The sequence below is a fragment of the Paraglaciecola arctica BSs20135 genome (genome assembly GCF_000314995.1).
Classification (GTDB): domain Bacteria; phylum Pseudomonadota; class Gammaproteobacteria; order Enterobacterales; family Alteromonadaceae; genus Paraglaciecola; species Paraglaciecola arctica.
On sequence record NZ_BAEO01000062.1, the window covers coordinates 306,799 to 320,719 of the forward strand.

General features: G+C 39.5%; 11 protein-coding genes. 1 reads left to right on the top strand and 10 read right to left on the bottom strand.

Translation table 11 applies throughout. The annotated features are described in order from the left end of the window. Nucleotides 1–373: 373 nt before the first annotated feature. Entirely contained in the window at nt 374–985 is a 612-nt protein-coding gene (locus tag GARC_RS21640) for a hypothetical protein (protein ID WP_007624452.1), read from the bottom strand. Nucleotides 986–1,263: 278 nt separating this feature from the next. Here GARC_RS21640 and GARC_RS21645 point away from each other — a divergent pair, with 278 nt between their 5' ends. Next, nucleotides 1,264–2,298 carry a WD40/YVTN/BNR-like repeat-containing protein gene (locus GARC_RS21645; protein ID WP_226989268.1) on the top strand — a complete coding sequence of 345 codons (1,035 nt, stop codon included), beginning with the start codon at nt 1,264–1,266 and terminating at the stop codon, nt 2,296–2,298. 353 nt (nt 2,299–2,651) lie between these two features. Here GARC_RS21645 and GARC_RS21650 read toward each other — a convergent pair whose 3' ends face one another. From GARC_RS21650 to GARC_RS21690, 9 genes are all read right to left on the bottom strand, one after another. Continuing rightward, complete coding sequence (locus GARC_RS21650) at nt 2,652–3,542, bottom strand: hypothetical protein (RefSeq protein ID WP_007624455.1); 891 nt, start codon at nt 3,540–3,542, stop codon at nt 2,652–2,654. 179 nt (nt 3,543–3,721) lie between these two features. After that, complete coding sequence (locus tag GARC_RS21655) at nt 3,722–4,219, bottom strand: GNAT family N-acetyltransferase (protein ID WP_007624456.1); 498 nt, start codon at nt 4,217–4,219, stop codon at nt 3,722–3,724. Nucleotides 4,220–4,340: 121 nt separating this feature from the next. After that, a complete protein-coding gene (locus GARC_RS21660; RefSeq protein WP_039990221.1) occupies nt 4,341–6,365 on the bottom strand; it encodes a HAMP domain-containing methyl-accepting chemotaxis protein in 2,025 nt (674 codons plus the stop codon). Nucleotides 6,366–6,527: 162 nt separating this feature from the next. Continuing rightward, complete coding sequence (locus GARC_RS21665; protein ID WP_007624458.1) at nt 6,528–7,361, bottom strand: symmetrical bis(5'-nucleosyl)-tetraphosphatase; 834 nt, start codon at nt 7,359–7,361, stop codon at nt 6,528–6,530. A 5-nt stretch (nt 7,362–7,366) separates the two neighbouring features. Further along, nucleotides 7,367–7,741: a Co2+/Mg2+ efflux protein ApaG gene (apaG, locus tag GARC_RS21670; protein ID WP_007624459.1), complete on the bottom strand. Its 375-nt coding sequence runs from the start codon at nt 7,739–7,741 to the stop codon at nt 7,367–7,369. 32 nt (nt 7,742–7,773) lie between these two features. Next, entirely contained in the window at nt 7,774–8,574 is an 801-nt protein-coding gene (gene rsmA / locus GARC_RS21675; protein WP_007624460.1) for a 16S rRNA (adenine(1518)-N(6)/adenine(1519)-N(6))-dimethyltransferase RsmA, read from the bottom strand. Further along, nucleotides 8,567–9,553 carry a 4-hydroxythreonine-4-phosphate dehydrogenase PdxA gene (gene pdxA / locus GARC_RS21680; RefSeq protein ID WP_007624461.1) on the bottom strand — a complete coding sequence of 329 codons (987 nt, stop codon included), beginning with the start codon at nt 9,551–9,553 and terminating at the stop codon, nt 8,567–8,569. The genes rsmA and pdxA overlap by 8 nt, the downstream gene beginning before the upstream one ends. Continuing rightward, complete coding sequence (gene surA / locus GARC_RS21685; protein WP_007624463.1) at nt 9,554–10,846, bottom strand: peptidylprolyl isomerase SurA; 1,293 nt, start codon at nt 10,844–10,846, stop codon at nt 9,554–9,556. It lies immediately after the preceding gene. A gap of 269 nt (nt 10,847–11,115) precedes the next feature. Beyond that, the gene (locus tag GARC_RS21690) at nt 11,116–13,257 is read right to left on the bottom strand and encodes an LPS assembly protein LptD (protein ID WP_052151556.1); all 2,142 of its coding nucleotides are present in this window, start codon (nt 13,255–13,257) and stop codon (nt 11,116–11,118) included. Nucleotides 13,258–13,921: the final 664 nt, after the last annotated feature.

The following is a 13,921-nucleotide window of genomic DNA, read 5'->3' on the forward strand; positions in this document are numbered from 1 at the left end:
TTTATCATGGCAGCAAAAAAATACCGCTTGAGGGTGAAACTGGATCCATTAGAAGTACAACTTCGTTCTGTTGACTACCTCGACATGGACGTTGTCAGCTAGGAATATAAGTGGAAACTTATTAATTATGGGGAGAAAGACGAAAAATAGTTAAAAAAAAAGCCTGATAAAGAATCAGGCTTAAAAATGAGAACACACATAAAACTAAACACACATAAAAACTATATATTCAGAGGGGTAGTTACAGAATAAGTTCAATTTTCTGCTAATTATTTTTCAATAAGTTAACTTCGCTGGAAAATCATAATAATTCTCTCGTGAAATCACCACTGGCAACTCCCGTTAAACTCATCAAGTAACTACAGTGATAAACTTAACTTAGTAGCGCTTTCAGTATATAAACGGTCTTGGGTGACTCCAAACGCCAAGTTAACTCAGGCTCACCTTTTTCTATATTACAGGCTAAGTAACAACGCATTCCTTTTTCAGTTTGGCCAAAATGTCTGTATTGGTGTAGTGCCTGCTGACGATCTTTTTCATATAGGTAAGAAAAGCTACTCAACTCCTGAGAATGGGCTAATGCAGTGTAGTTTGGGCATAGCCAATCAAACGCACCTGTTAACCAGCTATCTTCATTTATCAGTTTTTTTAGTTGTTCTTTTTCTTCAAACGCTCCCGTTATTAGCAAAGCATTGTTAGGGCCTGAAGCATGCAGTTTAATGTTAAATCTAGTGGAGTCGGTTAACGCTAGGCTGGAACATAATGAGCGGACTCGTTTTAATATCAGTCTGGTTTCTTCCAACATATAAGCATCAAGGTTTGCTAATTCTTGCTTCTGTCTAATCTCGCCCGTTTGCCAAATTGATAATTCTGGCAAAAGGTAGTCAAGTACAGGGCTGCTAGCTAAAACACTCTTTATTGATTGTTGTAGAGGAGGAATATGCAAAGAGTTAACAATAATTTGCGTAGAACTAAAAAGAGACACTGGTAACACCATTTCATTGTGAAGTCTGACTTACAGGTGCTGAGCACAGTTTATGCCAAGCTAAAATATCCCTTTAAAATCAAAGGTATGAGATAAGTTGATTGTTAGTCGTGGAAACCTGACAACTTTTTGACTTTTTGTTGGATTGACCTTAGTTCTCTATTACACATCACTGTGTAAGGGGATCTATAGAATCTTTGCCTTAATACTCAAAATGGTGTTTACGAAAATCGATATTAATTCTTGTTTTTTTATTTACAAAATGTCGTGTTAACCTAATGAAATTAAAAATAAAAAATGCACCTATTATGACCAAACAACTTTCTTTCATACTTGGCTTTATGCTTAGTTTTACTTCAGTCGCCGGTTCAGTGCAGATACTCGATCCTAAGGTGAGCTTTCAAGCTGTTCACCGTATAGGCAAACATATTGTGGCGAGCGGCACCAATGGAGGGATTTATCAAAGTACTGACAATGGTCAAATCTGGAGCAAAATCACAGGGCCTGAGAATAGTCTAGGTTTGCAGTTTAGAGATATTCAACTACTGAGTAGCGGTGGACTCACTGTAATGAGTGCTGGTGAAGGTGATAACTCGCGTATATACCGTACTGATGATGGGAAAAACTGGCAATTACAAATTGCAGGTACACGGACAACAACATTTTACGATTGTATGCATTTTATCAACGAGCAACAGGGTTGGTTATATGGTGATTCTGATGAAGATGGCTTGTTTATTTTGGCCACGGTTGATGGTGGTAGTCATTGGCAAAGACAAAGTACAACACTTGCAGCACAAGCAGGTGAGGGTGGTTTTGCTTCAAGCGGAACCTGTCTCAACAAAGGACAGGATAATAATATTTATATTGGTACCGGTAATGCTGATACTCCCCGAGTGCTCATACAAAATGGCCAAAATTGGCAAAGTCTTGATACTCCTTTCCCAGGTGGAGAAGCCGCTGGTGTGTTTAGTGTGCAACAAGCTGAACAATGGCTTTATATCTTTGGCGGTAGCTTAAAAGAACAACAAAATCCTGCTCAAGCACAGCGCTATAACCTAGAAACGAAGCAGTGGAACGCCTTACCTAAAGTGCCATTAAAAAGCGCTATATATGGTTCGGAATTAGTCGGGAAAGGCAATAATATCAAGGTGATGATTGCGAATCCAGAAGGTGTGGCTTTATGGCAAAAAGAATCAAAATCCTGGACTATGCTCAGTACAAATAACATTTGGAGCTTAGCCTGTGATGATAAATTAGGATGTGTAGGTGTAGGTAAAGACGGGCTAGTAGAGAGTTTTACTTTTCGTTAAAAGGAGTATTTTTACTAATCATTCTAAAATATTACTCAGATTACATTTTTACAGACTCTCTAAGCCATTTTTTTAGAGACGTTTTGAAATCACTACTAAAGAGTAAACTTACGGCTTGTTGATTTTTGCGCTATCTAAATCAGGAGTCACCAGAATGATCCTATTGCTGCTTTGATGGATTAACAGGTTACCCTCAGCTGTTGAACGCATGTGCCTGATTCGTTATACCACCCCTGGTCGTTCACAACCGCAATAGCATAGGGGGAGAATTGGGTCCACTAGGTGATGGCCATTATTTGAGCCTCCATATAGAAACATCTAACTTAAATCTAAGTATCCAGAGCCTAGGTTAACTAATAAGCTTGCACCCCAAATTTTAATAACAAACGCGGTAAAATATCATCCAAATTTTGTACATCAGCAGCATCTAACTGAATAAGTCTAAATCCATATTTTTTGTATATGGCTAATTTTTTCTCTTTGTGAGCTAAAAACTTGGGATCATTACTGGCACCCCAGTACTCAATATAAACTTTTCCTGTTGGGATATAGAAATCGCAAAATATGCTTTCTTCAATGGGTAACTGGCGTTCATATGCGTGAACTATTTCAGCCATATATAACCAATTATCAATTAACATTTCTGCTGCAGAGCGAACTAAGTGGCCGTCGGTTGCGCGGTGTTTGGCTTCAGGTGTTGTTGTGCTTTGGGGATTATCAGCTAGGGTATTTGAACCCTTAATGTCGTTTATAGAGCTTAGCAGTAATCTAGATTGAGTTATTGTGTCTGGCCACCTAACATAAGGTACACCTGAACGCGTATCCTCACCTTGAACCGCACCTTGTTTCAGTCCTTGGTCTGTTGCGACCCAGCCCTTCAAACTTTTATTGACCCATCCAAGCTCTGAAAAAAGATAATTTAATTTGTTCGAGGAGATACTAAATTCCTTGCCTAACTTAGTCGAACTAACCAGCTCAATAGGTGCATCAGGACTTTGGTGTGCTGGTAATTGCGTTAAATCAAAATTTTCAGGCCATTCAATATAGTCTCCAAGTTTTACAGAGGTTTTAATCCTTCCTCCGGCTAGCTTGCCTTTAGCTGTCAAAGCCCATTTCTCAGCGTCACGCACAATGAAGTTAACTTCTTTAAGCTTAGCAAAAAGAACCTTGGGTTCAAGACCTAGACGCTTAGCAGTGGCGGTAGTAGAAAAATATTTGATGATCCAACCCTTAATCAAAATCAAGATAAAATAGTGTATCCGAAAATGTTATTTATCGGTATTAATTGACAATCATTTCGTTAAAGGTCCCCCCAAATTTTAGTTTCTATAATGAGTCTGAATTCAGGTTAACTAATAATTTTAGGTGTGAGACATAGGTTAACTTTGTTGCAATCCAAATTTATTGAGTGAAGCCCATAAATTTAGTGCGGTATTGCACCTTGCCAATAGCCTACATCTAACCATTGATTATTTTTAAAGCCTACTTCCTTAAAATGTGCCACTTTAACCATGCCAAACTTTTCATGTAAAGCAACACTTGCGGCATTGGGTAATGTGATACCTCCAATTACTGAATGCATATTTCTAAGCTTAAGTTCAGCGAATAGTGCTTTATATAGGGAGGTTCCCGCCCCCTTATTGGTGGATGTAGCTGACAAATATACGGTTATTTCTACAGAAAACCGATATGCAAATCGTTCTCTCCATTTAGTTGCATATGCGTATCCAATAACATGTCCAAAATCGTCTTCTGCGACAATCCAAGGTAGGTTGTTGGACTTTACTTTGGATATACGCTCACTCATATCATTTGGGATAATAATTTCAGTTTCAAAGGTAGCTAAAGTTTCAGAAATATAATAATTATAAATCTCTGTTATAGAATTTACGTCTTCATCAGATATTGTTCTTACCAGCATATTTATTGCAAACCTCAACGGGTGGTATACTTAATCAAATATTGCCAATAAAAAACCGGCTTTCGCCGGTTTCTCAAATACTCTCTAAAAAGCTCGTAGCTCGTAGCTCGTAGCTCGTAGCCTAAACCCTAAACTGCTGCACCGAGTTTTGTAACTCTTCGGCAAGCTTCGCCACCTCGTGACTAGACTCAGAAGTCTGATTTGCGCCGACTGTGGTTTCTTCTGCTAAACTCACGATATTTTCAAGTTTTTCACTAATTTCTTGTGACACAACATTCTGCTCGCGGGCAGATTGTTCGATTTGACTACTGACATCAAAGGCTTTGTGCACTGCATCGGTAATTGACTCTAGTGTAATGGTGGCGTTTTCAGCTTGTGCTACACAAACCGTAGTTTGCTCTTTACCTTGATTCATTACAGTTACAGCTTTTTCTGCACCTGCTTGTAATACTTCAATCATCGCGTTGATTTCTTGCGTTGATTGTTGTGTGCGACTTGCTAAGGTTCTAACTTCGTCTGCTACTACAGCGAACCCGCGGCCATGCTCACCTGCACGGGCTGCTTCGATAGCAGCGTTTAATGCAAGTAAGTTGGTCTGGTCGGCAACTCCTCTTATTACTTCTAAGATGCCGCCTATGCTGGCACTGTCTTGATGTAATTTATTAATCACTTCAGCCGCTTCTTCTACATCTTTAGCTAATATCAGGATCGTTCTTCTATTTTCTTCCGAAATCACTTTGACTTTTTCTGCTTCTGTATCTGCATGTTTAATCTGATTCAAGGTATCTTCGGCGCTTTTAGTCACTAGTTGCGAGGTACTGTGCATTTCAGTTGTTGCAGCGGCAACTTGTGCTACTTGTGATTTTTGCTCTTGGATTGACCTAGTGGTTTGTGCGGTGACCGTTGACGTTTCTTCAGCCGCAGCGGCCAATTGTGCTGCTCTCGAACTGATACCTGATATTAGGGTTTTTAAACTGTCGATTAGATTGTTACAGTTTTTAGCTAACTCACCGAATTCATCCTTCGCTGAATCATCAAGTTTGCGGGTTAGGTCGCCAGTAGAAACTATATGGAGTATTTCGTTGACTTTGCGTAGTGGTCTGACGATGGCAAGTACAGTTCTATAAGCAATACCAGCAGCGATGAGGACTGAAATTAAACCAATAACGATTGTAACCATTTTTCCCGTACTAACTGAGTCTGCAACATCTTCTTTTGCGTATTTTGCTTTGGTGTCGGCGAGTTTAAGTAGCTCATCAAGCTTTTGAATCGCGTTTTTGATATTTTCTTCTGAGGCCTGATAAGCTGCTAATGCCTGGTTGCGGCTATTTAAGCGTTTGATTTGAGATTGAATTAGGCCGTTGGGTGACGAAATAGAATCGGTGACGCCTGCAATTAATTCATATAGTTCGCTTAACGTACCGCTGTCATCGTTGTCTCCAGCAGTAGTTTGAATTTGCTCAGTTTTTCCTTTGATTTGATCTACAACTAATTTGACTTCATTACCTATAGTGTCGGCTCTGACTAAGGTTTGAGTCTTAACATATTCAGCTCCTACTGTCAGTAGTGACATTAGACTAGATTCAAGTCCGTTAGCGATCTCTGCAGCTTTAGATAACTGACTATTGCTCTGTACTTTGTCTAAATCTGCAAAATCAACAATTAAAGTTGAACCATCGTCAGAGTTATCTTCGATATTGCTGAGTAAATCTAATACTTTATTACCGTATTCTAAGTCGGCTTTTTTGTTATCAAATATGGCATTGACGTTTTCTATGTACTGACGGTAAATATTTTCTGTTTCGATCAATGACGCTCGTAAATCTTGTTCTTTACTTACTACGCTAGTGAGGACGCGCAATTCATTGTCAAAATTGGTTTGGCTGTCTTCGAAGGCATTCTTTTTGATGTTTAATTCATCTAGTGTTGACTCATAATACGCTTCTGTAGTGAGACGGCCCATATTTAAAAATGATACTTTTAATTGACTACTACCACTCACTGTAGGCATAGCTAAGGTATTAACTTCTTCAGTGGCGCTATCTATACTAGATAGACTGGACACTGCTACTCCTCCCAATATAACCAACAGGAGTGTAATAATCGCAAATCCACCGATGACACGGTTAGCTACTGTAATTTTCATGGAATGGCCCTAAATTAAGTTGGCAGTATCCGTACTGACTTTTTATAATTTGATTACTAAATGCAACCTATTTTTATTAATCTACGACTATACCCGACTGAGTAATTATTTATAGCCCTAGAAATATTTATTAGTCTAAAGTCTTATAGACTTTTCCTATTACTAGGTATCGACTGGTTTTGATTGATCTTGATATTCAACTGAAAATATTTCATCACTCGATAGATTTAGTAATGTCATGCTTTGTCCCCAAATATAGCCTGTATCTACACCACAAAATTGCTGAAGAAGGGTCCTTCCATTCAGTGAAGCCCAATGTCCAAATACCACTTTTTGGTTGCCATTGAGTTTTTTATTGGTCACGTTAAACCAAGGCGTTAAATTAACTGGCGCTTGGTCTGGTGAGGTTTTGCAATTAAAATCAAGTTCGTCACGGTTTTTAATAAAGCGCATACGTGTCATCGCATTGACGATAAAACGTAACCGTTCTGCTCCTTGTAAAGATTTCTGCCAAACGCAAGGCTGATTGCCGTACATGTTGCCTAAAAACGCTTTCCAATGGCTACCCTGCAACTGTTCACTGACTTCAAGACTAAGTTTTAGTGCTTTTTTCACTGACCACTTAGGGTATAAACCAGCATGGGTGACTAAGGTATCTTGGTTAGCCATGAGTGCCAGCGGTTTGTGTCTTAACCAATTGATATGGGTTTTCAGAGTTGGGCTGGCAAGCAAAGTGTCTAATTTATCGTTAGGTTTCGCTTTGCGAATACCGGCGTAAATGGCCAGTAAATGTAAATCATGATTGCCTAAAACTGTATCAAAGCTGTCCCCTAAGGAATGCAGATAATTGAGTGTTTCAAGAGGTTGAGGACCGCGGCCAATTAAATCACCAACTGCAATCAAGGAATCGTTTATAGGAGAAAAATCAATTTTTTCTAGTAGCCTTTGTAATCCCGTATAACAACCTTGAATGTCGCCGACAATATAAATAGCCACAATCTTTAGTTGACTGCGTTAGGAACGGCTAAACTGAAAACATTGATTTCAGCTTGAAACCTCTCGCCATCTTCTCGTTGCATTTCATAATAGCCTTGCATTGTGCCCACTGGTGTATCTAAAACTGCACCGCTGGTGTATTGAAAAGAATCACCAATCTGAATGTGAGGTTGTTCACCAATCACACCCGCACCTTGTACTTCAGTTTTTTCGCCATTGCCATCTGTGATAAGCCAGTATCGATTGAGCAGTTGTACGGATTGCTGGCCATTATTATGGATAGAAATTTTATATGCAAAAGCGTACTTATCTTTACCGGGTATCTGGTTTTTTAGATACTGAGTCTCAACTGTAATATCTACTTTATTAACTTGATTCATGTGTTATTTGACGCTGCCATACACTGTGATTTCTATGTTAAAGAGTCTACCGCATTGGCAATTTTTGCATACTGTTCTAGCGATAAATTTTCAGCACGTAATTCAGGATTAATGTCTAAGTCGATAAGTTGTTGTTCAGTCAGGCTCTCTTTCAAACTATTACGAATAGTCTTGCGTCTTTGGTTAAAGGCTTGTGCACAGACTTTATGCAAGGTTTCTTCGTTGATTAAAGTGACTGGTTTTTGCTGATGAGGTACAAGCCTTACCACAGCTGAGTCTACTTTAGGTGGCGGATTAAATGCCCCTGGTGGTACATGTAATACGGGTATTATTTGGCAATGATATTGAGCCATAACTGATAGACGGCCATAACTTTTGTTGCCTGGACTCGCTGCTAAACGATTAACCACTTCTTTTTGCAACATAAAGTGCATGTCTTGTACTTTATTAGCAAAAGAGAATAAGTGGAACATTAAAGGTGTCGAAATATTGTAAGGCAGGTTGCCGAAAATACGTAAAGGTTTGTCATCTGATATTAATTGAGAAAAATCGAATTTTAGAGCATCGGCTTCAATAATAGTGAGCTTGCTTGCAATAAATGGATGGGTTCTTAACCTAGCGGCTAGATCCCTATCAAGTTCAATAACCGTGAGTTCATCTAATAATTCGCATACTGGCTCGGTTAATGCTCCTAGTCCAGGGCCGATCTCAACCATGTGTTGGTCTTTTTGTGGCCCAATTACTGTGACTATTTGGTCAATAACGTAGTTATCATGTAAAAAATTCTGGCCAAAACGTTTTCTGGCTGTATGCCCTAAATGTTGTTTACTCATTATTTTTCGCCGCTATTGTAATAGCTTGTTGAATGGCTAGATTGAAACTGCCTGCGTCTGCTTGACCTGTGCCGGCTAAATCCAAGGCTGTACCGTGATCGACTGATGTGCGGATAAAGGGCAGACCTAAAGTGATGTTAACCGAGGCTCCAAAACCTTTATATTTTAATACGGGTAATCCTTGGTCATGATACATGGCCAATATTGCATCTGCTTGTTCTAAGTATTTGGGATTAAAGATAGTATCGGCGGGCAGTGGCCCTGTGATATTCAAGCCCTCTGCGCGCAAAGCATCTAGGGCAGGAATAATGACCAAAATTTCTTCTTTGCCAATATGCCCATTTTCACCCGCATGGGGATTTAAACCACAAACAAAAATGTGCGGTTTTTTAATACCAAATTTCAGCATTAAGTCGGTGTTGACTATATGGAGTACCTTATGTAAACGCTCAAAGGTTATAGCCTTAGATACATAAGCCAAGGGAATATGAGTGGTGGCAAGCACTACCCTGAGGCCTTCTGTTGCTAACATCATGACCACATCGTTGGTGTTAGACTCGTGAGCAAAAAATTCGGTGTGGCCACTAAAAGAAATGCCCGCTTCATTAATGATGCCTTTGTGCACAGGGCCTGTCACCACAGCATCAAATTCACCATCTAGATTCTTTTTGCATGCTTGGCGCAAGGTTTCCACTACATAATGGCCGTTATCGCTATCTAGCTTGCCACTTTTAACTGCTACTTTAGTTTTTATATCAACCAAAAACAACTGCCCTGCAGGCAAAGTGTGCTCGGCACTTTCATCATAGGGTACTAAGGTTATGGCTAAGTTCAGTTGTTGTGCACGTTGCTTGAGCATCTCTCCATCAGCAAAAGCAACTAACTGTGCCGGCCATTCTTTTTGTGCAATGCCCAATAGTAAATCTGGACCAATTCCCGCCGGCTCGCCTGGGGTAATAGCTAATTTTAGAGGTTTCAATTATTCGCCTTGCTGTGGTAATACTTCAATGTAAGCACTGGCGCGTATTTCTCTTAACCAAACATCAGTCTCTTCAGCAAATTTACGTTGCCATAATAGTTGAGATGCTTTTTCTTCTTTGCGTTTTTCGGTTGCATCACCTACGCGTTTGCCAGTTAACTGCATAATATGCCAACCGTATTGAGTGCGAATAGGCTGACTGATTTCGTCCACTTCCAATTTAGTTAGGGTAGCTATGAATTCAGGAACATAGATGTTGGGATCTGCCCAGCCTAATTCTCCACCTTTTAAAGCTGAACCTGGATCGGCTGAATGCTCTTTGGCCAACTCAGCAAAATCTGCTTCACCGGCTAAAATTTGTTCACGGAATTCTTTAAGCATTTTTTCCGCTTTTTCATCGCTTAATATAACCGATGGCGCAATTAGAATATGTCGTGCGTTTACCTCGGCCACTTCGACTTTTTCGATACCACGAACATCTTTGACCTTTAGAATGTGAAACCCAGCACCACTTCTAATCGGACCTATTAAGTCGTCTTTATCTTTTTTATCCACTGCTTCGGCAAACAATGTAGGCATGGAATTAATATTCATCCAACCCAAATCTCCGCCTTCAAGAGCGCGGGAGCCACCTGAAGATGCCGTAGCAATTTTGGCAAATTCAGAACCTTTGGTAAGCAGTTCAAGCACTTTATCTGCGCGGATTTTAGCTTTTGCAATATCCTCATCTGTTGGCTCAGGTGGAAACTCTATTAGGATATGCCCCAGATTGAATTCTGCTTGCTGATCACCTTGCTCATCAATCAGTTTTACTAAATTAGCGATTTCTTGTTCGGTTATGTACACACGTCGGCGCACGTTGGCACGGCGTACTTCTCCTAATATCAGCTCTTTACGGATCTCTTCGCGGTAGACGTCGTATGTTACGCCTTCCCGAGCGACTTTTTCACGAAACTCGGCAATTTCCATGTTTTCGCCTTTCGCAATATTGCCAATGGTTTGCTCAAGCTGTGGATCGCTGATCCGGATTCCCATACGTTCAGCCATCTGCATTTGCAGATTATCTATGATCAATTTTTCAATCGCTTGGGTGCGTAAGGCCCTGTCAGAAGGCAGAGTTTGGTCGTTAAGCGCAGCATTACGTTTTACGACTGTAATTAATTCAGTTATTTGACTCTCTAACACCACACCTTGATCAACGATCACAGAAACACTGTCTAAGAGTTCGGGTGCGGCTTCTGTCTTAAATGACAAGAAAGAGCTAATTAAAAAGGCTACTACTATTACTTTCATGGTTATCTTTACTTTTTTAGTTAAAGGCGTTGTTTGATTACGCGCGTTGGGTATGTCAAAAGGTTAGCAACAATTAGTTAGCTCAAACCCCAATTAGTTCAATACGTAAGATCGTCTACACTCAAACAACCTTCTCTTTAGTTCAATACGTAAGGTCGTCTATATCCTAACAAGCTTTTCTCTAGTGGAATACGTAAGATCGTCTATATCCTAACAAGCTTTTCTCTAGTGGAATATGAAAGATCGTTTATATCCTAACAAGCTTCTCGTTAGTTCAATAGATAAGGGCGTCTATATCCAAACAAACCCTCTCTTAATAAGTTTCGAGTGGTGAAGTATACATTAAAGCCCGACTCAAATTCATCGGTACTTTGTGCTCCATTATCATCAAATCGGTTACTTAAGTAACGCTGGGCAACAAAACTAACTGTCCAGCAACATGATTCATATTGCACACCCGTATAACTCTCTACTGTTCTGTTAAGTTTTAAATCATGATACCAGCGTCCAACCCATTGCCAATTTTTAGCTAAGGGCCAACTTGCTGTTATACCTACTTGATTAATTTTTTCAGAGGATAAATCCCTCACGTATCGGTGGTTTATTTGCATGATCTTATTTTCGGCGAGTTGATATTCCAATGACAGACTACTGCGTTCTACCTTGTCAGTTATTGTTGAAACCTGTGCTTGGGTATGTACATACCATTTACTGCCTATTTGCCAATCTAGTTCAGCAGCTAATGCCGAGCGGTCATCAACTTTGGATGCATCGACAACTTGGTTATCTTTTAAATAAAATATTTGTCCTAGACTGAGTTTAAAGCGTTCTTGGTTATTATTATCAACAAACCTTGATGTCATACCAACAGTAATTTGATTGTTGTCGCTGATACGATCAAGCCCTGTAAATTCCTGTCCTCTAAATAACCCCGCTGAGTCATTAAATAGTCTAGTGGTATCGTATAGGCCAATGTTATTTTGGTCTTCAAAGCTGGTGTATAAATACTGGACCTTAGGTTCAAAAGTCTGGGTTGCTTGTGTACCAAACCAACTAGCAGGTCTTTCAAAAGCCAGAGAACCATAAACTTTGACTTGGCCTAAGGTACGAGAAACATTTTCTGCGAGAGCCGAGTCTTGGATGTTTTCCTGAATGTACCGCGTATGTAAAACAGTCGCTTCAGCTAGAAACTCGCTCCATTGGTTTTTAAATGGGTAACGCACTGTAGGAGCAATATGGAAACGCGTCGCAGTTGGATTATCTAACTCTCCGTTTTCAAAATAGGCTAATTCTGAATTTATTTGAAATTCGGCACCTAAACCTATTGGCGTTAAATAATTCAGTCTTATTTCGGGTAAGGCACGATAACTATCTGGATAGTTGCCCAAAACTTCAAAGTCTCTAAATTGTGCTGTGACATCTAGGTTCTGAGAAAAATAACTCAAACCTAAAGTCTTATATAAATGAGTATCAGCTCGATTGAAATAATCAGAACCTAAGTCAACTATATAGTTGTCGTCGCTTAATCCATTGATATCTGCATTGATCCGCCAATTTTTGCCTATTTGACCACTGTGAAAAAAGCGATAAAAATAACGTTCGGTGTCAGTATCTAGATCCCGATCGTCAGGTAAATATTCAATATTTGCCTGACCAGAATGTTGTTCGGTTAAATATCTAAATTCAGTTTTAAGTTGTAATCCGCGCTCAGTCATTAATCTTGGGCTGAACGTTAAATCATAGTTTGGCGCAATGTTCCAAAACACCGGCTGTTCGATACTAATACCAGTGGAACTATTGCTAGCAGGGATAGGATAGAGAATACCGGATTGTTTTTGATCGTTAATTGGGAAGGAAAAGTAGGGCAAATACAACACAGGTACGTCTTTAATATAGAATCGCGCGTGTTTAACTACGCCTCTGGATTGGTCTGGTGTAATTTCTATATTACTCGCTTGAATGCGCCACACCTCATCGTCTACTGGGCATGAGGTAAAACTAGACTCAATAAGGTTAATCCCTGTTGTTGCACCAAGGCTTATTTTTTCTGCCTTGCCGTGACCTTGCACGCTATTGAGTTGATAAAAAGATTCTTCAATGAGTAATTCATTGGAAATCCTATTTAGCTGCACACTTTGACTGGATACAGTGATGTTTTTGTCTTGAAAACTAACATTGCCTGTGGCGTTTAATGTCTGGGTTTGGCGATTGAGTAAGGCTTCGTCAGCTTTGATTTTGACCTGGGAACTATCTATTTCTACTTTGCCTTTGAATTGCGCAAAAGTATCTTGATTGATTTCACTATCCTCAGCCTTGACTTGAATTTGACCTTCAAGTAGCGAATTTTCGAGAATAGGTCCAGGCAAGGGAACAAAACAGACTTCCTGAGCATCGGCTAGCCCAATCGACATCAACAGTAGACTAATAAATATGATTTGTTTGTTTTGTATACTGGACAAGTACAAAGTGACCTAAAGTTGCATTTAAAGCAGCGAGTTAATACGTAATTTTAAAGGTTTCAATGGGATTTACCAGTAAACTTGCAAAAAAAGCCATATTTCGCCATTCTTTACTTTCATTTAGTCGCCATCATTGTTCAATAATAACAGAACGCCATAAAAACACTGTTAGCTTTCAAACAACTTCGAAAGCTGCAATTACATATTTGGATTTACAAAAAAACACTGACTTTGAGTGAAGATCGTTGGAAATAGTTCAAGCTATCAGCGAGTAGTGAATAATCTTGCATAGTTAGGTCAAAAGATTGAAGGGCCTTGGATGTAGGTGAACGTTTTGGTCTAGAGATACTCTATTCTGCGTAGACTCAAGCAGTGGAAACATAGCAGTCGGTTTCATAAACGCATTGTCATTGTTTGGCGCTAATTGTTTAGATGAGTTCTTGAGTGTGTTTAATGGCGATATTTTTATTGATTTAGGCATCTTATCTATACATTTATAAGAAGGGGTTGAAGCACATTTGGCGATGGTCAATAATCCCAGCCTTAGATTATGAATTTTTATTAAACTGGGTATTAGTGACGTATGTACACCCCAACGATTTTACGAATTAATTAA